The sequence below is a fragment of the Nocardia sp. BSTN01 genome, from assembly GCF_015354405.1.
In the GTDB taxonomy this organism is placed as follows: Bacteria; Actinomycetota; Actinomycetes; order Mycobacteriales; family Mycobacteriaceae; genus Nocardia.
This window is the reverse complement of the sequence record NZ_JADKYP010000024.1, coordinates 62,611-85,156: the sequence shown is the minus strand read 5'-3', so window position 1 is coordinate 85,156 and position 22,546 is coordinate 62,611. Positions and strand designations below refer to the sequence as shown.

18 protein-coding genes are annotated in these 22,546 nt (G+C 69.7%); 8 read left to right on the top strand and 10 right to left on the bottom strand.

The window, feature by feature from the left end; genetic code table 11:
- Position 1 precedes the first annotated feature (1 nt).
- Positions 2–1,420, bottom strand: a complete 1,419-nt coding sequence (locus IRT45_RS20385) for an amino acid permease (protein WP_194807429.1) — start codon at positions 1,418–1,420, stop codon at positions 2–4.
- A gap of 106 nt (positions 1,421–1,526) precedes the next feature.
- Between IRT45_RS20385 and IRT45_RS20380 the strand changes: the two genes are divergently transcribed.
- The 4 genes from IRT45_RS20380 to IRT45_RS20365 all read left to right on the top strand — a co-directional run bounded on the left by IRT45_RS20380 (position 1,527) and on the right by IRT45_RS20365 (position 4,971).
- The gene (locus IRT45_RS20380) at positions 1,527–2,900 is read left to right on the top strand and encodes an MFS transporter (protein WP_194807428.1); all 1,374 of its coding nucleotides are present in this window, start codon (positions 1,527–1,529) and stop codon (positions 2,898–2,900) included.
- The gene (locus IRT45_RS20375; RefSeq protein ID WP_194807427.1) at positions 2,893–3,312 is read left to right on the top strand and encodes a MarR family winged helix-turn-helix transcriptional regulator; all 420 of its coding nucleotides are present in this window, start codon (positions 2,893–2,895) and stop codon (positions 3,310–3,312) included. Before IRT45_RS20380 ends, IRT45_RS20375 begins: the two co-directional genes overlap by 8 nt.
- Positions 3,313–3,321: 9 nt before the next feature.
- Complete coding sequence (locus tag IRT45_RS20370) at positions 3,322–3,807, top strand: universal stress protein (RefSeq protein ID WP_245660460.1); 486 nt, start codon at positions 3,322–3,324, stop codon at positions 3,805–3,807.
- An 84-nt stretch (positions 3,808–3,891) separates the two neighbouring features.
- Positions 3,892–4,971 carry a DoxX family protein gene (locus tag IRT45_RS20365; protein WP_194807426.1) on the top strand — a complete coding sequence of 360 codons (1,080 nt, stop codon included), beginning with the start codon at positions 3,892–3,894 and terminating at the stop codon, positions 4,969–4,971.
- Between the two features lie 25 nt (positions 4,972–4,996).
- Here the strand turns inward: IRT45_RS20365 and IRT45_RS20360 are convergent, their stop codons facing one another.
- The gene (locus IRT45_RS20360; protein ID WP_194807425.1) at positions 4,997–5,830 is read right to left on the bottom strand and encodes an alpha/beta fold hydrolase; all 834 of its coding nucleotides are present in this window, start codon (positions 5,828–5,830) and stop codon (positions 4,997–4,999) included.
- A 100-nt stretch (positions 5,831–5,930) separates the two neighbouring features.
- On the opposite strand from IRT45_RS20360, the gene IRT45_RS20355 reads away from it, so the two are divergent.
- Positions 5,931–6,545: a TetR/AcrR family transcriptional regulator gene (locus IRT45_RS20355; protein WP_194807424.1), complete on the top strand. Its 615-nt coding sequence runs from the start codon at positions 5,931–5,933 to the stop codon at positions 6,543–6,545.
- Between the two features lie 9 nt (positions 6,546–6,554).
- Here IRT45_RS20355 and IRT45_RS20350 read toward each other — a convergent pair whose 3' ends face one another.
- From IRT45_RS20350 to IRT45_RS20335, 4 genes are all read right to left on the bottom strand, one after another.
- A complete protein-coding gene (locus IRT45_RS20350) occupies positions 6,555–8,618 on the bottom strand; it encodes a neutral/alkaline ceramidase (protein ID WP_194807423.1) in 2,064 nt (687 codons plus the stop codon).
- Positions 8,619–8,734: 116 nt separating this feature from the next.
- The gene (locus tag IRT45_RS20345; protein WP_228534659.1) at positions 8,735–11,158 is read right to left on the bottom strand and encodes a beta-glucosidase; all 2,424 of its coding nucleotides are present in this window, start codon (positions 11,156–11,158) and stop codon (positions 8,735–8,737) included.
- A 60-nt stretch (positions 11,159–11,218) separates the two neighbouring features.
- A complete protein-coding gene (locus IRT45_RS20340) occupies positions 11,219–11,683 on the bottom strand; it encodes a nitroreductase family deazaflavin-dependent oxidoreductase (protein ID WP_194807422.1) in 465 nt (154 codons plus the stop codon).
- Between the two features lie 12 nt (positions 11,684–11,695).
- Positions 11,696–12,295, bottom strand: coding sequence for a TetR/AcrR family transcriptional regulator (locus IRT45_RS20335; RefSeq protein ID WP_194807421.1), 600 nt, complete (start codon positions 12,293–12,295; stop codon positions 11,696–11,698).
- 188 nt (positions 12,296–12,483) lie between these two features.
- On the opposite strand from IRT45_RS20335, the gene IRT45_RS20330 reads away from it, so the two are divergent.
- Positions 12,484–14,556, top strand: a complete 2,073-nt coding sequence (locus IRT45_RS20330; RefSeq protein WP_194807420.1) for an acyltransferase family protein — start codon at positions 12,484–12,486, stop codon at positions 14,554–14,556.
- Here IRT45_RS20330 and IRT45_RS20325 read toward each other — a convergent pair.
- The 3 genes from IRT45_RS20325 to IRT45_RS20315 all read right to left on the bottom strand — a co-directional run bounded on the left by IRT45_RS20325 (position 14,483) and on the right by IRT45_RS20315 (position 18,757).
- Entirely contained in the window at positions 14,483–15,460 is a 978-nt protein-coding gene (locus IRT45_RS20325) for a glucosyl-3-phosphoglycerate synthase (RefSeq protein WP_194807419.1), read from the bottom strand. The genes IRT45_RS20330 and IRT45_RS20325 overlap by 74 nt on opposite strands.
- 10 nt (positions 15,461–15,470) lie before the next feature.
- Complete coding sequence (locus IRT45_RS20320; RefSeq protein WP_228534658.1) at positions 15,471–16,934, bottom strand: glycosyltransferase family 39 protein; 1,464 nt, start codon at positions 16,932–16,934, stop codon at positions 15,471–15,473.
- A 398-nt stretch (positions 16,935–17,332) separates the two neighbouring features.
- Positions 17,333–18,757 (bottom strand): condensation domain-containing protein, encoded by a 1,425-nt coding sequence (locus IRT45_RS20315; RefSeq protein ID WP_194807417.1) that lies wholly within the window; start codon positions 18,755–18,757, stop codon positions 17,333–17,335.
- Between the two features lie 249 nt (positions 18,758–19,006).
- Here IRT45_RS20315 and IRT45_RS20310 point away from each other — a divergent pair, with 249 nt between their 5' ends.
- A complete protein-coding gene (locus IRT45_RS20310) occupies positions 19,007–20,053 on the top strand; it encodes an alpha/beta hydrolase family protein (RefSeq protein WP_194807416.1) in 1,047 nt (348 codons plus the stop codon).
- On the opposite strand, the gene IRT45_RS20305 is transcribed toward IRT45_RS20310, so the two are convergent.
- A complete protein-coding gene (locus IRT45_RS20305; protein WP_194807415.1) occupies positions 20,050–20,937 on the bottom strand; it encodes a helix-turn-helix domain-containing protein in 888 nt (295 codons plus the stop codon). The two genes, IRT45_RS20310 and IRT45_RS20305, sit on opposite strands and share 4 nt — an antisense overlap.
- A gap of 71 nt (positions 20,938–21,008) precedes the next feature.
- Between IRT45_RS20305 and IRT45_RS20300 the strand changes: the two genes are divergently transcribed.
- The gene (locus IRT45_RS20300) at positions 21,009–22,463 is read left to right on the top strand and encodes a hypothetical protein (RefSeq protein ID WP_309241069.1); all 1,455 of its coding nucleotides are present in this window, start codon (positions 21,009–21,011) and stop codon (positions 22,461–22,463) included.
- The last annotated feature ends 83 nt before the right edge of the window (positions 22,464–22,546 follow it).

Genomic DNA, 22,546 nt, shown 5'->3' with positions numbered 1-22,546 from the left:
GTCAGCTCGCCACGGATGCCCGGCGACGCGCCAGCCGGTTCACCACCGGGTATCCGGCGCACACCAGGACCGCCCACACCAGGCCGACCACGAGCGCGGTGCGGCCGCTGTCGGTCCAGAACAGCAGGACCACGACCAATCCGAGGAAGGCCAGTGCCAACACCGAACTGACGGGCGCCCCGGGCAGGCGGTAGTCGCTGGCGGGCAGCTCGCCGCGCCGCACGCGGACGCGGTAGATCAGGTGGCAGATCAGGATCATGCCCCAGACGAAGATGATGCCGATGGTCGACACCGAGGTGATGTAGTTGAACGCCTTGTCCGGTGAGACGAGGTTGACGATCACACCGATCACCATCATCGCCGCCGAGAGCACGATGCCAGCGAACGGCACCCGGCGGTTGCTGAGACCACCCAGCGCGGCCGGGGCCTCGCCACGCAGCGAGAGACTGCGCACCATGCGCCCGGTGGAGTAGATGCCGGAGTTGCACGACGACAGCGCCGCGGTCAGCAGCACGAAGTTGATGATCCCCGCCGCCCCCGGAATGCCGATCTGCTCGAACACCTCGACGAACGGGCTGCGCCCGGCGTGGAAGACCCGCCAGCTCGACACCGACATGATCACGATCAGGGCGCCCACGTAGAACAGCCCGATCCGCAGCGGCAGCGAATTGATCGCCCGGCGCAGGGTGCGGCGCGGATCGGCGGCCTCCCCCGCCGTCACACCGACGAGTTCGACGCCCACATAGGCGAAGAGCACGATCTGCAACGCCAGCAGCGCCTGGCCGAATCCGTTGGGGAAGACACCGCCGTCGGCCCACAGGTTGGTCACCGTCGGATCGGGCGCGTGGCCGAAGCCGAAGATCAGCACGCCGATACCGATGGCGATCATCGCGACGATCGCGGTCACCTTGATGGTGGAGAACCAGAACTCGCCCTCGCCGAACAGCTTCACCGAGATCAGGTTCGCGGCGAACAGCACGCCGAGCACGACGAGCGCGGTCATCCACTCCGGGACCGCGAACCAGTACTTGATGTATTTACCGGCGACGGTGATCTCGGCCATGCAGGTCGCCACCCACACGGCCCAGTAGGTCCAGCCGGTGACGAAGCCGGCGAAGCGTCCGAGGAATTCGTGCGCGTATTCACCGAAACTGCCCGACACCGGCCGGTAGGTGAGCAGCTCCCCCAGCGCGCGCATGATCACGAAGATCGCCAGGCCGGCGGCGAGGTAGCACAGGATCAGCGCCGGTCCGGCCTGTTCGATGGCCCCCCCGGATCCGTAGAACAGTCCCGTGCCGATCGCCCCGCCGATGGCGATCATCTGGATGGTTCGGGGGTTGAGGCCGCGCTGGTAGCCCTCTTCACCCGCGGATGCGAGGGCGGGCGCGCCCGGCTCCTCGGGTTTCCGGTCGGTCGTCATATCGCAGCACCGTACCGGGTCGGGGCCGGTGCGCGACCGGTGCAACCGTCCAGTGAACTAGTTCACAGTCCTTGTCACCAAATAGTTGTGAGCGCACAATCATTGTGTGCCTACAACTGTTTCCGGGCTGACGCCGCGCCACAAGACGATCGTGCTGGTCACCTGCTGTCTGAGCCTGCTGATCTCGTCGATGGACGCGACCATCGTCAATGTCGCGATTCCGACCATCCGCAGCGATATGGACGCCCCGCTGTCGCGGCTGCAGTGGATCGTCGACGTCTACACCCTCACCCTGGCGAGCCTGCTGATGCTGTCCGGCGCGACCGCCGACCGCTTCGGGCGCAAGCGCATGTTCCGGATCGGGCTGAGCATCTTCGCGCTCGGCTCCCTGCTGTGCAGCCTCGCGCCCGATATCGACACGCTGATCGGGGCACGTTTCATCCAAGCCATCGGCGGTTCGATGCTCAATCCCATCGCGATGTCGATCATCACCACGGTCTTCACCGGCCGCATCGAACGGGCTCGCGCGGTAGGTGTCTGGGGCGCGGTGGTCGGCATCTCCACCGCGATCGGGCCGATGGTCGGCGGCGTACTGATCGACGCGCTGGGCTGGCAGTCGGTGTTCTGGATCAACTTGCCGATCTGCGCCGTCGCGCTGGTGCTGACCACCGTCTACGTCCCGGAATCGAAGTCGCGGACGGCGCGCGGTATCGATCCGCTCGGCCAGGTGCTGGCGGTCGTGGTGATGTTCACGCTGGTCTTCGGGCTGATCGAACATCGCCCGGAGATCTTCGCCATCACGGCCGTGGCACTGGCGGGATTCCTCTACGCCGAACGACGGCATCGCTCGCCGTTCATCGATCTGCGGTTCTTCCGCAGCGTGCCGTTCGCCGCGGCCACCGTCACCGCGATCTGCGCGTTCGCCGGACTGGGCGCCTTCCTCTTCAGCGCTTCGCTGTATCTGCAAGGCGTACGGCATTATTCGGCTGTGCACACGGGACTTCTCTACCTGCCGATGGCGCTGGGGATGCTGATCTGCTCGCCACTGTCGGGCCGGCTGGTCGGCCGCTTCGGCACCCGGCCCTCGCTGGTCGCCGCCGGAATTCTGATGACGACAGCCGCGGCGCTGCTGACCACGCTGCGGCCCGATACCCCGATCTGGCAGCTCGTGGTGATGTTCGCGATCTTCGGCGCCGGTTTCGGCGCGGTGAACCCGCCGATCACCACGGCGGCGGTCAGCGGGATGCCGATGGATCGGGCGGGCGCGGCCTCCGCGGTCGCCTCGACCAGCCGCCAGATCGGCGTCAGCGTCGGTGTCGCCCTGTGCGGGTTGCTGGCCGGGGCGGGATTGTGGTGGGTGGTGGCCGCCCTCGCGGCGGGCGTGGTGGTGCTGGGCATCGCCGCCAACACCGGATGGGCACTGCGCTCGCGCGACCGGATCGCTCCCCTGCTCGAGCACAAGGAGCCGGCTCATGTCTGACGGCCCGCTCGCCCCGAGCCCGGACGACGTGTGGCGCGTACTGACCGACGTGGTCAAGGACACCCGCGACACCTGGAAGCGCGCGGTGGTCGATCGAACGGGCATGCCGTTCAGCAGGTTTCGAGTACTGCGGCGGCTGGCGCCCGGCCCGCTGCCGCTCAAGGAACTCGCCCGGGTGGCCACCATGGACGCGCCGGCCACGACCGTGGTGGTCAACGATCTCGAGGCCCGCGGTCTGGTCTCGCGTGACACCGCTGCCGACGATCGGCGGCGCAAGCTGGTGACGATCACCGATGCCGGGCGGGAGGTGCTCGCACAGGCGATGGCCACTCCCGATCCGCCGCCGCCCGCCCTCACCGCGCTGTCGGCCGAGCAGTTGCGCACGCTGCACGATCTGTTGCGCCTGCTCTAGGCTCGAATCGTGGCCGAAGAGACAACACCGGAGTGGGCGCCCGGCCTGTCGTCGGGTTTCGAACTGGGCACCGACGGCCCCCGGGTGATCATGGTCGGCATCGACGGATCCGATGCCTCCTGGCGCGCGACCGCCTATGCCGCGGGTCTGGCCCGGCGCCAGAACTCCCTGCTGGCAATGGTTTACGTCCAGCCCTGGATGGCCATGGCCGGCGCCTACGGCGTCGACGTCCAGGGCGCGACCGCCGAGATGGCCGAGGATCTGGCCCGGGAGGTGCGTGAACACGCGGAGAAGGTCAAAGACGTCTACCGCACCCGCTGGAAGTTCATCACCCGCCGCGGCGATCCGTTCACCGTGCTGGCCCAGGCCGCCGACGAATTGAAGGCCGACGGCGTCGTGGTCGGCGCGTCCGAGAAGGCCGGGCATCGAATTATCGGCTCGGTCGCGGTGCGTCTGGTGAAAGCCGGGCGCTGGCCGGTTACTGTCGTGCCCTGAGCTCCGTCGGCGTCCCGAGTGTGATTGGGACGCGGCATCGGGGGAACCCGCCGGAACGAGACCGTTGAGGAAAGGGTTTTCACTATGTTGATTCGCCGCCTTGCCCGGCCGCTGCTGGCATCGGTGTTCGTCGTCGACGGAGTCGACACTCTGATGCATCCCGAGCCACGGGCGCAGGCCGCCACCACCCTGGTATCCCATGGGGAACAGCGTCTGCCGGATTCGGTATCGGCCAAGCTGCCCTCCGATCCGGCGAAAGTAGTGCGGATCAATGCCATCGTCCGAGTCGGTGCCGGAACCCTGCTCGCGCTGAACCGCGCGCCCCGGCTCTCGTCGCTGGCGCTGGCGGTGACCGTCATCCCGGCCACTGTGACCGAGCAGGATTTCTGGAACGAATCGGATGCGCAGCAGCGCGCCGCCAAGCGCACGGCCTTCCTCAAGGACGTCGGCCTGCTCGGCGGCCTGCTCATCGCCGCCGCCGATACCGAGGGCAAGCCCTCGCTGGGCTGGCGGGGTCGCCGGGCCGCGCGCAAGGCCGCCGCCGCCCTCCCGTTCACCGCCACCACCGCCGACACGGTGCGGGATCGCCTGCAGCAGCAGGCCGTCCGCGGCCGGGAACTGGCCTCGGTGGCCGCCGACAAGGGCGCCGACCTGGCCTCGGTGGCGCAGTCGCGTGGTGCCGAGCTGGCCTCGGTGGCCCAGTCTCGCGGCGGTGAACTCGCCGAGGCGGCTCGCGAGCACGGCACCGAATGGGCGGAACTGGCGCGCAGCCGCGGGGCCGAATTGGCCGGCACCGCACTCGACCATCGCGGCGAGTGGGCCGAGGTGGCCAAGCGGCGCGGCGCGGATCTGGCCGAAGCCGCCCGCGAACACGGCGGTGAATGGGCCGAGCTGGCCAAGCGCAAGAGCGCCGAACTCGCCGACACCGCGGGTGATCACCGGGGCGACTGGGCCGAGCTCGCGAAGCACCGCGGCACCGAGTGGGCCGAGGCCGCCCGCGAACACGGTGGCGACTGGGCCGAGGTGGCCAAGCAGCGCGGGTCGATCTTCGCGCGCCAGGCCCGCAAGCGCGCCGAGAAGGCGGCCGAGGCCGCGCGCGAGCGTGCGGAGAAGGCCGCGGACACCGCCCGCGAGCGTCTGGCCGAAGCTCGAAACGGAAAGTGACACAGGTCTTCTCACCGGCGCCGGATCAGGCGCCGGTGAGAAACGCCGTCATTTCCGCCGCCACGGCCTCGGGTTGATCGAGCATCGACAGGACGTAGGCGTCCTCGATTTCCACCAGCCGGCCCGCGGGCAGGAGTTCAGCGAGGCGGCGCCCGTGGTCGCGCGGCATCGGCGCCGCCGCCGGGGACCACAGCACGAGGGCGCGGCCGGGAAAGTTCCGCAGCGCTTCGGTATCGGCGATCAGTTGCGCGGCCGGTGGCAGCATCCGGCCGTATTTGCGCACGTCGCGGCCGATGTCCGGATTGCGCAGGGCCGGTTCGGTCCACCCGCGCATCAGATCGTCGGGTACCGGATAGCGCGCCATCTGCCCGTAGATCAGCGACGAGCGACGCAACAGCCCGATCCGCAGCTGGCGCAGCACGATCGGTAGCGCACCCGGGACGCGCAGCGCGAGCACGGCCAGCTTTCCGGGCAGTCCGGGCGGGAAGTTGTCGAAGGCCTCGCACGGGAGCACGACCAGCTGGGCGACCCGCTTGTCCAGGCCGTAGGCGGTGAGGAACAGCCCGCCGCCCCAGTCCGAATGCACCAGGGTGACATCGCGAAGATCCAGCGCGTCGAGGAAGTCCGCGAGCACCACGTTCTGGCCGCGCATACTCAGGTCGGCATCCGGCCGCATCGGTTCCGGATGCGCGCCGAGCGGCAGCACCGGCCGCACATAGCGAAAACCGCTGGGCAGCAACGGCATCACACGATCCCACACCGTGTGGTCGATGAGCAGTCCGTGCAGCAGCACGACCGGCGGACCCTGTCCCTCTTCGACGTAGTGGATCGGCCCGGCGGGAACCTCGACGACCGGCATACGCTGCCACCTCCGCATCGCACAATGTGCGGCCACGTCCGAAAAGACGCGTCCACCTGCTAGAACATTCGCTCTAGAGCGTGTGTTCTAGTATGGGAGCATGTCCGAGACCGTGTCAACCCCGACCGCCGAGCGCATCGTCACCGCGACGGCGGAACTGATGCGCCGCCAGGGCTACGGCGCCACCAGCGTCAAACAGATCACCGCCGCCGCGCGGGCCCCGATCGGGTCGCTGTATCACCATTTCCCGCGGGGCAAACAGCAGATCGCGGCCGCCGCGCTGCGCACCAGCGGCGCCGCCTACATCCAATTGCTACCGCTGCTGATGGATCCGTATCCGGACCTGCGGGTGGCGGTGGTGGCCGCGTTCACCGCCGCCGCGGAACAGATCGAGCAGTCCGGCTGGATGAACATGTGCCCGGTCGGCACGGTCGCGGGCGAGATCGCCGACAGCGAACCGGCATTGCGAGAGGTGACCGCCGAGGTGATGCAGTCCTGGATCGACCAGGGCAGTGCGTACTTCCGGGCCCGCGGGCTGCCCGCACCGGCGGCGCACACCTTCGTGATCGCGGTTCTGGGCGCCCTGGAAGGTGCGTTCATTCTCAGCCGCACCCTGCGCTCGACCGGACCGATCGAATCGGCCGGGCAAGCGATGGCCGCCTATCTCGACACGCTCACCGAAACCCACTCCCCGGCACCGATTTCCGAGGAATGACACAGGCGCTCAGCCCACGGCGAATTCGGCCGTGGTGCCGGTGAACGGGACGGTCGCGGCGCCGTCGCGGCGGTCACCGCGGTATTCGATGCGATAGCGCCCCGCTTCCGCATCGGCGGGTACGGTCCAGTGGATGGCGACGCGCGAGGCCTCGGGCTGGCCGGGCGGGCGCGACCAGTGCAGTTCGGTGCACCAGTCGTTGTCGTCGAAGACCGCCCGCCATTGTTCACCCTCGGCGCGCTGCACCTCGAAATAGCTTCCGCCGGTGTGGAAATCGTTGGCGGGGTGGGCGCCGCAGAATTCGACCGTCACCGTATCGCCGTGTCCGTAGCCGGGCTTCGGCGCGGTGATCACTTCACCGAACGCGCGCCCGGTCATCGGCGCATCGGCCGGTACCGGCGGCAGCAGATTCGGCTGTAGGCCCGCCGTCCAGTCCAGCGGGGCCGGGCCGCGGCCCAGGTCGACGCGCGCGGCGACCGCGCGGGCCAGTCGATCGAATTCCTGCACATACGCGGGCAGCGTCCAGCGGCCGTACAGCGTCTCCCCGCCCTCGTACTGCTGGGAGGCGTATTCCTCCGGCGTGGTCACGTAGCCGCAGTAGCCATTCGAATAGCCTTGCAGCAGCACATTTTCCAGTGGCACGGACAATGCGTGCGCCACCACCCGCCGGATGCGCAACCCCGAGACCACCGTATATTCCGCCGGCCCCGAGGCCAGCACCAGATCGCCGATCCGCAGAATCTGGATCGGCACCGTCAGCGGGACCCACGGGCGCGGCGGCAGCACACCCAGCGGCGCCACGATCAGTTTGGGCGCCTGCACATCCCGTACCCACTGCTCGATGGGGCCGTCCAGTCCGCCGAGCGCCGCGACGACCGGATCCGCATTGCCTTCCTGCAGAAACGACAGCTGGGTCTTCCAGTTGTCCTCCGAACTGGTCGCGGCGGCCGCGGCGCCCATCATGGCGGGCGCGGTGCGCGCCGGTTTGCCGTCGGGAGTGTAGGACCCGTCGATGGCGATATCGGCCATGTTCAGATAGCGCAGGGCCGCGTCCACTCCCCCGCTGCGCATCGGCCGCGCCGCGTCGAAAGCCGCACGGCCCGCGCGATATTGGCGTTCACCGATGAGAGAGCAGTTGAGCCGGTTGTCCTCGGTGGGCCCGGACGGATGCCACGGCGTGAGTCCGATGTTCGGCGTCATGTCACCGGCGTTGGTCTGCGCGAACGCCGCCACGAAACCGGGTTTCCCGGCGCCCGGCCGTACCCCCATCTCGTCGTGTTCCCAGCGATAGCTGGCATAGCCCTTGTTGTCGGCCGAGATGAGCGTATTGGCGTCGGTGAGCGAGGTTCCGTGCGTCGCGAACCAGGTGATCGCGCCGATGTCGTTGCCGCCCTGCCGCAATCGCAGCACCGTCACCTGCGGATCTATCGCGTTCGGGAAGGCGGCCTTGTCGTCCGGCGGGTTGAGGTCGAAGGCCACCCGGGAGCGGTTGGCCGAGGCGTCGTGCAGTTCACCGTGCCCCAGCGACAGTGTGCCCGGCGCCAGATTCTCGTGCGCCGCGACCAGCGCCGCGACGATGCCGTCCACTTCGGCCTGGTGGGAGTTGTTCTGAAAGCCGTACGCGGCAAGGGAGTACGCGTATTCGCGCGCGGTGCCGCCGCAGGAGTTGTGATTGTGCGTGGCGTTGAGGTTGACGTTGCGTTCGGTGTACAGCGCGCCGAACCGCTGTGCCAGCCGCTGCATCACGGCCAGATGCACCGACTGGAACAGGCAGGCGATATCCGCGTTGACGAAGGCCACCCGCTCACCGCTCGCCCGGTCGACCACGATGTAGGCGCGCGCCCAGGTGCGCATGAGCAGCCCGGTCGCGACCTGGTCGAGTTCGGAGTAGCCCATCATGCCCTGCCCGGCGACCGCGCCGGTGACATCGGCGATGCCCGCGCCGACCAGATATCCCGCCTCGTCGCCGGTGACCCGGATCGGTGCCGCCCCCACGGAAGCGGTGGCCCCCACACCCGCGGCCACGGCCGCGGTCACGGTGCCGGCCAGCATCGATCGCCGGGTAAACGTCACTGATCGCTCCTTCGATTCCGGCCGCCGCGCCGCGACCGCCTCCTCCAACCGTGTGCACCGGAGATTACTGGTCACTCGTCCAGTACGCTACCCCCGATTTCGTGGCAGAGTCCGGGCTACTCGATGGGCGCGGTCAGCGGCAGGGCGATCACCGAGGTGCCGACGTGCACGGTGAAGCCACCGGGTTCGGTATCCCAGCCCGCATCCGTCCAGTGCTGGAACACCCGCTGCGGCAGCGGAATTCGCACGCGGCGCACCCCACCCGGTTCGGCGGTGACGCTGGCGAAGGCCGCCAGCCACCGCACCGGCCGCTCGATCGCACTGTCCTCACGGGACAGATAGACCTGCACGACCTGCTTACCGGCCCGCTCACCGATATTGGCCACGGTCACTTCGACGTCGTGGCCGTCCACCGCCAGATCGCTCAGTTCCCACACGGTGTAGCCGAGTCCGTGACCGAACGGGTACGCCGGCTGCACACCGGCACGCAGCCAGGCGCGGTAGCCGATGTGCACGCCCTCGTCGTAGGTCAGGGTGCCGTCGGCGGCCGGGGTGGTGTCGCGGACCGGCACGTCGGCGAGTTCCTTCGGCCAGGTGGTCGGCAGCCGGCCGCCGGGTTCGGCCGCACCGGTCAGCACATCGGCCAGCGCGGCGCCGAATTCCTGACCGGGGAACCAGGACAGCAGCACCGCCGCCACCTCGTCGCGCCACGGCATCTCCACGGGCGCACCGGAATTCACGACCACCACGGTGCGCGGATTGACGGCGGCGACCGCGGCGACCAGGTCGTTCTGGCGGCCCGGCAGCGCCAGCGTGGTCCGGTCGCGGCCCTCGCTCTCCAGCTGTTCGGTGGTGCCGACGACCACCACGGCCACCTCGGCCCGGCGCGCGGCCTCGACCGCCGCCGCGAATTCCTCCTCGGGTGCGCGTTCCGGCCGGGCCACGACCAGGCCGACGCCGAGAATCATGCCCAGCCCCGCGGCCGCCGACTCGCCCGAACCGATCGTGATCCGGACGTCGACCTCCTGACCGGCGGCGAGTTCGCGCTCGACGCAGCGTTGCGGCGGATCCAGCAGTGCGGCAACGGGATCCGAGCCCTCGAAGGCGATCTCGGTGTCGATCGCCGTCGCGCCGTCGAGTTCCACCACGCAGTGACCGAGTGCCGCGACGCCGAGCCGCCACTCACCCGCCACATCGGCGCGAAGCCGCGCGCGCAGTTCGATCGCCGACGCGGCGGCCGCGTGCGGATCACCGAACAGCACCAGCCGGCCCGCCGTGCGGTGCTGGGTGTCGAGGACGCGGTCGCCGTCGAGGTAGCGCAGGCACAGTCCCGGCGTCTCGGTGGCAGGGTCGGTGACCAGCTCCAGCGGCACGGGGATCAGGTCGTCGCCGGTCCGCACCCCCGGCGTGTGGGTGACCGGCAGCACCGCCGACAGGCCCTCGACCGGCGTGACGGTGTGGTCGGGGATCACGGTCGCACTGCCGCCGCCCATGTACCGTGGCTGCGCGGCGGCGGGCCCGAGCAGCGCCACCGAGGTCTGCGGCGGCAGCGGCAGCACACCGTCGTTGTGTACCAGCACCATCGCGGCCGCGGCGGCGCGGCGTACCAGATCATGGGCCTGTTCGGCGGTGAAGTCCGGCACCGGCCGGGGGTCGTGCGGGGCCAGCCCGCCGACGCGATCGGCGAAACGCAGGATGCGCCGGACCTTGTCCGCGATCGCGGACTTCGGCACGGCGCCGGCCGCGAGCGCGTCGGCGAGGGCCGAACCCCACAGCGGCGACGGGCCCGGCATGGCCAGGTCGGTGCCGTGGGCGGCGCCTTCGGTAGTGCGCACGGCGGTCCAGTCCGAGACGACCACGCCGTCGAATCCCCAACTGCCCTTGAGGGGTTCGTCCAGCAGCGGCGATTCGGTCATGGTGATGCCGTCGACGCTGTTGTAGGCGGCCATCACCATCCACGCGCCGGCCTGCACCGCGCGTTCGAACGGATACAGGTACAGCTCGTGCAAGGCGCGCGCGGCGACGCGGACGTCGACGGTGAAGCGGTCGGTCTCGGAATCGTTGGCCACGAAGTGTTTCGGGCAGGCGGCGACGCCGTGTGCCTGCACCGCACGCACATACGCGGCCGCGATCTCCGCGGTGAGCATCGGATCCTCGGAGAAGCATTCGAAATGCCTTCCGCCGAGCGGTGATCGATGCAGATTCACGGTGGGCCCGAGGACGGCGTAGACGTTCTTCTGCCGGGCCTGCGCCGCGATCAATGCCCCGATCTCGGTGAGCAGGTCGCGGTCCCAGGTGGCGGCCAGCGCGGTTCCGGACGGCAGGCTGATCGAGGGATCGCGTTCGTCCCAGTTCTCGCCGCGCACACCCGAGGGCCCGTCCGAGACCGGCATCTCGGCGAGGCCGATCGCGGAATCCCCGGCCATGCGGAACATTCCGGCGCCGGAGATGAGTCGTAGTTCGGCCGCCGGATCCAATTGTGTTGCCAGCTGCTCGATCCGGTCGTCCATCGGGTGCCCCGTTTCGTCTCGACTGCGCATCGGCCTCGACGCTACGGGATATCGGCGGGTCGGCACCGTATCGGCCGCCGCGCGTCGGGGCTAGCGCAGCCGCAACCGGACCATCGGCAGCGTGTCGACCGGCGCGCCGGTCGCTCGTTCGATCACCGCGCGCAGGTTCTGCCAGGCCTTCGGGTGCTCGCGAATGTAGTGCGCGAGCGCCGCCGCCGATTCGGCCTCGGTCATCGCCGTCGCCGTCGCCGGCACCGCGCGGCGGGTGCCGACCCACAGGCGGACCTTCGAGTCGGCCTGAATGTTGCGGTACCACTGGGCACGCGTGCCGAAGCCGGACACGATGACGTACTCGCGCGGGCCCGGGTGGTCGACCACCTCCAGCACGACGTGCCGCTGCGCGCCGCTCGTGCGGCCGATGTGTTCCATCATCAGCAGCCGTTGTCCGAAGACGAATCCGAGACCCGCGCGGTACAGCCCGATGGGCGCCCGGACCAGTGCCCGGGTGTGCAGCGCCCGCGCACCCAGTCCGGCGGCGAATTCGGCGAATGTCATGGTGGTCTCCTCTTAGTCGAAGCCGGGTCGGGGCCGCTCGTCCGCGGGACCGGCCCGGACGCCCGCGATGCGTAGCAGCGGCGTTGCGAGGTCCAGCTCGCGCAGTCCCGGATCGATGAGCCGATGCAGCACCAGGCCGTCCAGCGCGGCCACCAGCACGACCGCGGTCGCCTCCGGATCGGGGACGCACCCGTCGGCGCGCAGCCGGGCGGCGATCGTGGCGCGGAATTCGGCGAGGACGGCGGCCAGGCCGTCGCGCAGCCGATCGTGCCGCGTGGCGGCGAGCAGCATTTCGCTGAACACCCGGGTGTCGGCGCTCGACTCGTCGTAACCGCCGATCAACGACAGCAGGGCGGTGATGCCGGTCGCGGTATCACCGAGCAGGTCTCGGGGCACGCCGTCGACCAGCCGCCGCATCATGCGCAGCGCCGCGTCGATCAGCAGATCGTCCACCGAGCGGAAGTGATAGTGCACCAGCCCGGCCCGCACCCCGGCCCGTTCGGCGACGAGCCTAGTCGTCACCGAACCCCAGCCGCGCTCGGCGATCAGCTCCGTCGCAGCGTCCATCAGCCGGGCCCGCGTCTCGCGGCCCTGTTCTTCCGCGGTGACCATCGCACCTCCTTGGACGTTCGCCTTGGGCAAATGACCAAACTGTAGCGCGGCATTATCCGAGGTCACAAGAGGCCGTCGACTTGCCGCACGCCACGCTCGCGGAGTTGGTCCCGGATAAGGACGGTGTGATAGGGAATTGTCGTGTCATGCACCCCTTCCGTTCATCCCGCCTATACCGCCGCGACGCCATGCCCGCGACGGTGACGGAGACGGCCATCGGTCGCGTGCGAGCGGTCGGCTACCGCCGGGACCTGGACGGATTGCGCGGACTGGCCATCGCGCTGGTGGTGGTGTTCCACATCTGGTTCGGCCGGGTGTCCGGTGGGGTGGACATCTTCCTGGTGCTGTCGGGCTATTTCTTCACCGGATCGCTGCTGCGCCGGGCCGAAACCGGGGACGTCGGCATCGGCCTCACCCTGCGGCGTACCGCCCGCCGGCTGCTGCCCGCGCTCGTCGTGGTGCTCGGCGCCGTGGTGGTGGCGACCGTCACGCTGCGGCCGTACACACAGTGGGGCGATCTGGCCGGCCAGAGCCTGGCCTCGCTGCTGTACTACCAGAACTGGCGGCTGGCGACGACGTGGTCGGACTATCTGGCCGCTGATCCCTCGGTGAGCCCGCTGCAACATCTGTGGTCGATGTCGGTGCAGGGGCAGTACTACCTCGCGGCCCTGCTCGTGGTGGCCGCCACGGTCTGGGTGTGCCGGCGGTTCGGCCGCGAGCGCGCGATGCGGCCGGCGCTGGCGGCGGTGATCGTGGTCGCCATGCTCGCCTCGTTCCTCTACGCCGCGCAGGGTTCGGCGACCCATCAGGGCTGGAACTACTACGACAGCGCGGCCCGGGCGTGGGAACTGCTGGTCGGCGCCGGACTGGCACTGGCCGCCGCCTCGCTGCGCGTCCCGCGGGTCGTGCGGGCGGTGCTGGCGGCCGCGGGCCTGCTGGTGGTCGCGGTGGGTGGCTGGATCACCGACGGCGCCAATCAGTTCCCGGGACCGCCCGCCTTGCTGCCGGTCGGTGCGGCCGTGGCGTTGATCCTCGCCGGTGCCGGGGTCGGTGCCGAGCACCAGCCCCGGCTCACCCGGCTGCTGGCCTCACCGCCGCTGGTCCGGCTCGGCGATCTGGCCTACTCGCTGTATCTGTGGCATTGGCCGTTGCTGATCTTCCTGCTCGCCGAACGCGGCGGCTCCCGCGCCGGGGTGACCGGCGGCGCGGCGGTGATCGCCGTCTCCCTGGTGCTGGCCTACCTCACCCATCGCTACATCGAGCAGCCGCTGCGCCTGCGCCGGGAGACGGACGCACCGATGTTCGGACCGCGGTATCGCCGCACCGCCGGGGTCGCGCTGTCGGTGACCGCGGCGGTGGTCGCCTCCGCGGCGGTCACCTGGAGCGCGGTCGTGCAGACTCATCCGCCGCGGGCGGTGGGCGCCCTCGACCCGGTGCAGTATCCCGGCGCCGAGGCACTGGCCGGCGGCGCGTCGGTGCCGCAGGCGCGGATGCGGCCCACGCTGTACGAGGCGCCGGCCGAACTGCCCAGCCCGACCGTCGACGGATGTATCGCCGACTGGGATCACCGCGAGGTCGTCACCTGCACCTACGGGGCCGCCGACGCCCCGCACACCCTCGCGGTGGTCGGCAACTCCCATGCCGAGCACTGGATGCCGGCGCTGCAGCGACTGGCGGCGCAGCACAATTTCAAGATCCTGGTGCATCTGAAGATGGGCTGTCCGCTCACCCTCGATCAGAACGCGATGTACAAGGGCGAACCGAATCCCGATTGCCGCGACTGGTCGCACGAGGTGATCGATCTGCTGGGCAACGAGCGGCCCGAATGGGTGTTCACCACCGGCACCCGTCCGGTCGACGCGGGCGGCGACGAAACCCCGGCCGACTACCAGGATGTGTGGAAAGCCCTGTCCGACAAGGGCATCCGGGTGATCGCGGTCCGCGACACCCCGTGGCTGCGCCGCGACGGTGTGCGCTATCGCGCGATCGACTGCCTGGCCCGCCACGGCGACCGGATCAGCTGCGGCATGCACCGCGCCGATGCGCTCTCACCGGTCAACCCGGCCCTGGACGCGTCCGCCGCCTTCCCGAACGTCTTTCCGATCGACCTCACCGACGCCGTGTGCGAACGCGATGTCTGCCCGGTGGAGGTCGGCAACATCCTCGTCTATCACGACGAACACCACTTCACCGCGAGCTACGCGCGTTCGCTGGCCCCCGAACTCGGTCGGCAGCTGAGCCCGCTGCTGGGTTGGTGGTGAACAGCGACGCCAGTGGCGGACGCTCGGCCGACGACACCGGAGTTGTCACCCGCCGCCACCCTGTCGCGCCGGGCCGGAACTGGGTCAGCCCCACCCCCGAATCGGGGATGTCGAGGCGCGCGAGCAGTGTCGCGATGATCTGACGGCTCATCACGGCCAGTTCATGGGTCGGCCGATTGCGGTGGACGCGGACGCCCAGGTCGACCTCGCCGATCGCGGCGCGGCCGTAGCGGTGCAGGGCGTCGAGCAGGATGCCGATCTCGACGCCGTAACCGGGCGCGAACGGAATCTCGGTCAGCAGAGCGCGGGTGGCGGCGTATTCACCGCCGAGCGGCTGGCGCACATCGGCCAGCTCGGGGGCGAGCGCGGTCAGCAGCGGCCGGGCCACCAGCTGGGTCACCCGCCCGCCGCCGTCGCTGTCGCCGTGCGGATCGTCGCCGAGCGGACGCCGGTAGAACCCTTTCACCAGCTGAATGCCCGGGTCCCGCAGCAACGGCGCCACCAGCGCGGGCACGAAGCCCGGGTCCGGATCGTGCAGGTCGGAATCGATGAACACGACGATCTCGCCGGTCGTCACCGCCAGCGACCGCCACAGCACCTCACCCTTGCCCGCCCGCACCGGTACTCCGGGCAGCGCCTGCTCGCGGGTGTACACCGCGCTCGCACCGGCGGCGCGGGCGCGGGCGACGGTGTCGTCGGTCGAGCCGGAGTCGGCGACGACCAGTTCGTCGACGAGTCCGCCGACCAGATCCCGGATCGAGCCGATCACGCCCGCGATGGTGTCGCGTTCGTTCAGGGCCGGGATGACGACCGAGACGGTCCGGTCGCCTTTGGCCCGGATCAGGTCGGTCGTGGCGACATCGAGTGTGGGACAGGCCGATTCGGCGGGCACGGCATACGTCATCGATATCTCCTCAGATACCCGGATCCAGAATGTCGGTCGTCAGCTCCGGCCACAGCCGGGCCCAGGTGTCGCGTGGCCCGGCGCACCGCCAGATGGTCACACGGGCGTCGATACCGGGGAACCCACGCGGATCGTCGAGCCGGACGAGGGGTTCGACGATGGAAAACGTGCGGCGCAACCGTGTTTCGGCAGTGTCGGTGTCGACGTAGATGATCGTGGTGGTGCCGGGCGAGGGCCGGCCGAACTCCGCGAAACCGCGATCGGGACTGTAGACCGGCGGCAGTTCCGGGGGCCCGAAACGAGCCAGCGCCGCGGCCTGCCAGTAGGTGCGGGTCAGTATCGCGGTGCGCAGGTGATCCGGTCCTGCTCGTTCGGCGGCGCGCGACGCCCCGGCGACGAGCGCGTCCCAGCCGGTGGTGCCCGAAATCCGCATGCGCGTGGACAATTCGGCCCGCGTGCCGACCGGTCGCGGCGGGCTGCCGGACGGCAACAGCAGCACCACCGCGAGCGCGATGACGATCGACACCGTCGCGGCGGTGAACGCCGTGACTCGCGACCATCGCACCGGAAGCCGCTCGACCAGCACGCAGGCGCCCGCCGCGAACAGCACCGGCAGCAGCCCGGCAAGGTAGTAGGGGCGCCCGCCGGTGACGGCCACGAACACCACCATGACGCAGGCGGCGACGGCCAGGAAGCGGTGATCACGCAACCGGCGACTCGCGAAACCGTAAGCGGCACAGCAGATCAGCACCACACCCAGCACTCCGGCCATGGTCACCAGCTGCACCGGCAAGCCGGCCGTACCGCCCGTCGCGGCACGCTGCTCGTCGCGGATCACCGCGCCCATGGCCAGCTGCGGCCAGCCGTGGCGTGCTTGCCACAGCAGCGCGGGCGCCGCTGACACGGCCGCGATGGCCGCGGCGGCCCACAGCGCGGGCCGGCGCACGAGGGCACGCGGTCCGCAGCAGGCGATGCCGAGGGCGAACGCGGCCACGACGACGGGCAACAGCAGTTTCACCTGCAGATCGATCGCCGCGACCACTCCCGCGATCAACAGCAACCGGTCCGCGCGGGTCCGCACCCAGCGTGCCGACAACCAAGCCAGGACGGCGACGGCCGTACTGTCGAGGGCGAAGGTCGACAGTGAGGCGGTCTGGGTGACCATATAGGGGCAGCAGGCATAGCCGACCGCGGCCAGGATCCGCGCGGCGCGCCCGCCGCCGAACTCTCGTGCCAACGTCGCGGTGACGACGATCGCCGCCACCCCGGCCAGAATGGCCGGCAGCCGCAGGGCGGTCAGGGAGTCGGGCGCGACAGCGCGCGCGGCGCGGGCGAGCAGCGGAACCAGCGGTCCCTGATCGACGTATCCGGCGGCGGGGTGATATCCGGCGGCGACGAAGTACAACTCGTCGCCGAACCAGTCGTACCGCGCGGCCCGGGCCACGAGGACAGCCGCGGTGAGCACCGCGACCATGCCGACCCAGACCGCCGGCCTGCATGAGATATCCTGCGACACAGGGTCTTTCAGCGCGGCTCGCGATCCGTTCGAAGCCGATGCCGACGAGGGTGAACAGCTCCCTGGGGACCGAGCACGGAGGTGCGCTCGCGGCCATCGCGGAGGACTCCCGGAGATCCGCGGTGAATTGCCGGTCCTGCTGTGCCGGTGGACCCGAGGCCGGTGTCGCGGCGTCGTCGCCGAAACGCTCGCCGGCCGAGATGGTTTCAGCCGTAGCCGCGCGGACCGGATCCCGGCGTTCCCGGTCCGTGCTCGCAGCCTGCCGGGCGTCCGCCGACCGTGACTTCCACCTGCCGCGCCCTGACATTCGGCTCACCCGCACCTCGCCGGTCGGTGACTCGACGGGATTTGCCGCGTCACAGTACTGCGGCATCGACCCGTTCGGTGCCGGTCAGCGCGATGTCGCGGCACAGTTTCGTCAGCGTCGACAGATAGTGCGCGACCGCCTCGTGCGCGCGTGGGGTATCCGGGAACACCATGCTGAGCTGGGTGATGTCGGGGAAGCGGTTGATCCACAGGTAGACCTCGCTGGAACTGGCCCGGTTGCCGTACAGTCCGCCGTTGATGCGGTCGAACATCTCCGCGCCCGCCATCCGCCGCACATCGACGTAGGAGACCATCGGCGCCGAGAACCCGAGCCGGGTGCGGATGCGCGGATCGTCGGCGGCCAATTCCAGCACCCGGTGCACGCACACCTGCGCCAGCTCCTTCGCCGCATCGGCCTGGGCCTGGGCGCGACCCACCAGCGAGGTGAACGTCTCGTCCGGCCGCACCGCCACCGCGACCGGCACCAGACTGGTGTACCAGCCGATCGCACCCTGCTCCCCCGGGGTCGCGCGAGTGTTGACCGGCGTGAACACGAAATATTTATCCCTGCCGGTCAATTCGTGTTCGGTCAGCGCGATCGCGGCGAACACACCGCCGAGGAACTTCCCGCCGAAGTCCTGGCACACCTGCTCGAATCGCAGCGCCTCCGCCTCTTCGAACAGCGGCACTGTGATCTGCGCGCCGCGGGTGAATCCGCTCGCGCCCGGCGCCACGCCGAGGTCCATCGGGAACGACGGCACCGCGCCGTCGTGGCGGATCAGCAACTCCAGCCAGCGCTGCACCGGCGCGGAGTCGGTGGTGAGCTCGGCGTTGTAGCTCAGTTCCCGTTCGCAATAGGCGAGATGACCGTCGACCGGTTCGATGGGGACCTGGCCGCCGGACAGTTCGTTGCCGTAGAGCAGCAGCAGATCCACACACGACAGCGCCTGACCCACACCGTCGGTGTGCAGGTGGTCCACGGCCGCGTAGACGGTGAACGAGTCGCCGCGGTCGATGACGCCGAAACCGAAACAGTCCCAATCGAAGACGTCGCGCGCGTGCCGCTGCACATGGTCGCGGACGGCGTCGCTGTCGGTGATCTCGCCGTAGTCGCGGGGCTCGAAGTCGATATCGCCCGGGTCGGCGACGTGGCGCGCGATCCGCTCGCCGGGTTCGCAGGAGAACCAGCTCCAGAACGTGTCGTGGCGGCGGGCGAACGCGGTGATCGTCCGGGTCATGGCATCGCGGTCCAAGGGGCTGGGAAAGTCGAAGGCGATCATGCACAGCCGGGACGCGCGAGATCCGCTGTCGCGCTGGCGATATGCCGCGCGCAGATATTCACGCTGCTGGTAGGACGGGCCGACCGGATGCTCCGGGGCGGCCAGGACCGCCGCACGCGACTGCGCAGTGGGTGCCCAGGCGATGAGTCTGCCGGGCTGCGGATGCCAATCGTCGAAGAAGCCGAAACCGACCATGGAAACCCTCGTTTCGTCCAGATGTGACGACCCGCCGGCGCCGGCCGCGCCGCCGAATCACGCGGACCGAGTCAACGGCACCCGCGCCCATCCGCCAACCGTCGCCGTGGAAGTTTGTGACCTTCCCCAGATCCGGTCGAGTCCGATAGGCCGCCGGTCCCAACAGTCGGCGGAACACCTTGCGGCCGTGACCTTCGCGGGCCTACGTTGACCGCCGTCCAGCCCGGCCGGAACGAGAGAGGTAGGCGGATGATTCGCCGCTCACTGCCCACCGCCCTGCTGGCGTCGGTGCTGACCGCGGCGCTGTGCGCGACACCCGCGGTGGCCGACGACCCGCCGCCCACCCCGGTGAGCGTCGCCGCGCTCACCGCGGCCGCCGACCCCGCCGCCGACGGCGCGCATGTGGTCGGGGTCGAGCAGGAATCCGACGGCATGCTGGATCTACGCGTGCACTCCGCGGCGATGAATCGCGAGATCGAGGTGAAAGTCCTTCGGGCGCCGGACGGTTCGGCCCCGGCGCCGGTGCTGTATCTGCTCAACGGCGCCAGCGGCGGTTCGGAGGCCAGCAGCTGGCCCGAACAGACCGATATCGTCGACTTCTTCCGCGGCAAACAGGTCACGGTCGTGACGCCGATGGGCGGCAACGGCAGCTATTTCGCCGATTGGCGCGCCGACGATCCGGTGCTCGGCCGGCAGAAGTGGTCGAGTTTCCTCACCGCGGAGCTGCCGCCGATCATCGATTCGGCCTTTCACGGCTCCGGTGCGAACGCGGTGGCCGGCATCTCCATGGCCGGCACCTCCGTGTTCCAGCTGGCCCTGGCCGCGCCCCGGCTGTACCGGGCGGTCGGCTCCTACAGCGGCTGCGCGCGCACCAGCGATCCGCTGGGGCAGGCGTTCGTCGACGGTGTGGTGCTGCGGTGGCACGGTGATCCGCTGAATCTGTGGGGTGCGCCCGACGATCCGCTGTGGGCGGCCCACGATCCCTACGTCAACGCGGACAGGTTGCGCGGGCTGGCGATCTACGTCTCGACCGGCAACGGAATACCCGGCCCCTTCGACAATCCGGACGGGCCCGGGATTCACGGCAACACCCGAAAACTCATCGAGCAGTTGGTCTACGGCGGTGTGCTCGAGGCCGCCACCCACAATTGCTCGACCGCGCTGCGGGATCGGCTGGCGCAGTTGAACATTCCCGCGACCTTCGACCTGCGCGCGAACGGCACCCACTCCTGGGGCTACTGGCAGGATGATCTGCACCGCTCCTGGCCGATGTTCGAACAGGCGCTGAACCGCTAACCCGCCGCCGCGATTCTCCGTGCGGCGGAAACGGTTTCGCGCACGTACTCGGCGCGCTCGGCCGCGCCGACGGCGGCACTGAGCGGGCCGATCTGGACCTCCATCGCCACCCGCTCACCGTCGAGCACCGGGACCGCGAGATAGCTGATCGGCAGTGCGCGATCGCTGTCGAGATCGGCCCGGCTGTGCGCCGTGCCGCCGATCGTGGCCAGTAGCGCCAGGACCCGCTCCCGCAACGCCTTGTCGGCGGGTCGGTCGGACAGATGATCGACCACCTCGGCCAGCACCCGCAGCGTCGGCAAGCTGGCCGCGTCCAGGCCCCACGCGCAATACCCCAGGGCGCGAACGGTTTCCAGCACGTGTTCGAATTCGGCCCGGCGCTCGGGCGGCGCCTGCTGCAACCACGCCCGCTGTGCGGGCAGGCCGGCGTGGGCCAGGACGGCCGCACCCGCCGGTGGGCGCAACGGTATCCGGGTGCCGGCCGCGATTCCCGCCGGGATCAGCCCGGGCCCGCCGGCCACGGCGACGAAGATCGCTTCGCTGCCCGCGATGGAAGTGAGGGCGGCCCCGCAGCCCACCCGTTCGGCCAGCCGGCGCAGTTCGGCCTCCACCCGGTCGTGATCACGCAGGCGATCCCGTAACCTTCCGCCCAGCACGAGCAACGCGGGGCCGGGTTCGTAGCCGAGGTCGGGAAGCCGTCGCACCCAACCGGTTTCCTCCAGGGCGCCCAGGATCGCACCCATGGTGGAGCGACTCAATCCCAGCGTGTCGGCGATCTCCGCCGAGGTCAGCGCACCGTCGTGCGCGGCGAGCAGTTCCACCACCGACACCACCCGCCGGGTCGGGGGCGAGCTTTCGGCCCGTCCGGTGTTGCCTGTCGGCACGGGGTCTCCTAACCTGTCGCGATACGAATAATTGAATCATTCGATACGAATAATCATATCGAGGAGTGCTTGTGCGACGTAAGGGCTTTACCGAGGGCGCGATCACCTCGATCGCTGCCGCCGCGGCCGCGATACTGACCATCGGCGTGGGAACCGCGAGCGCCGCGTTCGGCCCACCCCCTCCGGTCGATCCGTATCTCGGGCCGGTCGGCACCGCCACCATGCACGGCGACGCGGAATCCTCCGACAGCACGCCACTGCCGGGCGTCGGTACCGGCGCGGTGAACGCGCAGTTCCGCGAACTGGCCGCCGCGTGCCCGACCATTCTGCAGGGCTCCGACGGCATGCCGCAGGCGTTGTGCACCACCGTCACCGACCGTTCGCCCAAGATATTCCTGCTCGATCCGAACAGCGGTCAGCCGCTCACCTCGCTGTCACTACCCAAAGGTGGTCTGCTCGGCGGGGTCTACGCCTATCTGGACAATGCCGATCACATGGTCATGGTCGACGGTGACGACAATCTGGTGCGGGTCGCGCATACGAAGGAGGGCAACGGCTGGAAGCTGGCCATCGCCTCCTCGACTCCCCTCGGCGCCGCGGTGACCGGCCACTGCGGCGGGAACGGCTGCGACAGCGTCGCCTCGCTGATGCCCGATCGCGACGGCCGGGTGTGGTTCGCCACCGCCAACGGCGCGGTGGGTGCGGTCGATCCGAAAACCGGTACCGCGCAGTCGATCACGCTGCCCGGGGAACATGTCGACAACAGCATCTCGACCGCCCCGGAGGGCACCGCGGTCACCACCGATCACGCCACCTACCTGTTCACCGCGGACGGCTCGGGCGCTCCGCACCAGGTGTGGCGCCAGCCCTACGATCGCGGCCCGGCACGCAAACCCGGGCAGCTCAGCTGGGGCAGCGGGGCCAGTCCGACGTTCTTCGGCCCGCGCGACGGCACCGATTATCTGGCGATCACCGACAATGCGGTGCCGCAGGAGAATCTGCTCGTCTACGACACCCGCACCGGCCGCCCGGTCTGCTCGGTGCCCGCGGTGGACGGCACCGAGAACTCGCCGATCGGCTCGGGAAACAGCGTCTTCGTGGCGAGCACCTACGGCTATCCGTATCCGGCGCTGCCGGACAACGCCGGTCCGAGCGAGCCGGACAAAGCCGACTTCACCGGCGGCATGGTCCGGATCGATGTGAATGCCGACGGTAACGGGTGCACCCGGAAATGGACCAGCGATGTGAAATCCGCTGCGGTCCCCCGGCTTTCCTTGGCGGACGGCAAGATCTACACGGTCGCCCGCAAGAATCAGATCGCCGGCATCGATACCGGCAGCGCCGGAGCGGTGATCGACACCTATCACCTCGTCGTGATCGACGCCGAAACCGGCACGGAGAATTCCAGCCGATTGATCGGCACCAGCACCGTGCACGACACCCTGCAGATGGTCGGCACGATCGCGCCGGGCCGCGTGCAGTACCAGGGCACGACGACCGGACTGTTCCGGATCACACCGAGCTGAACGACGTTTCGGCTGTCACAGGGGCGAGACCGCTGCGGTCTCGCCCCTGTGATTTTTCTGATCGCTCGGAGATTGCTACTGCC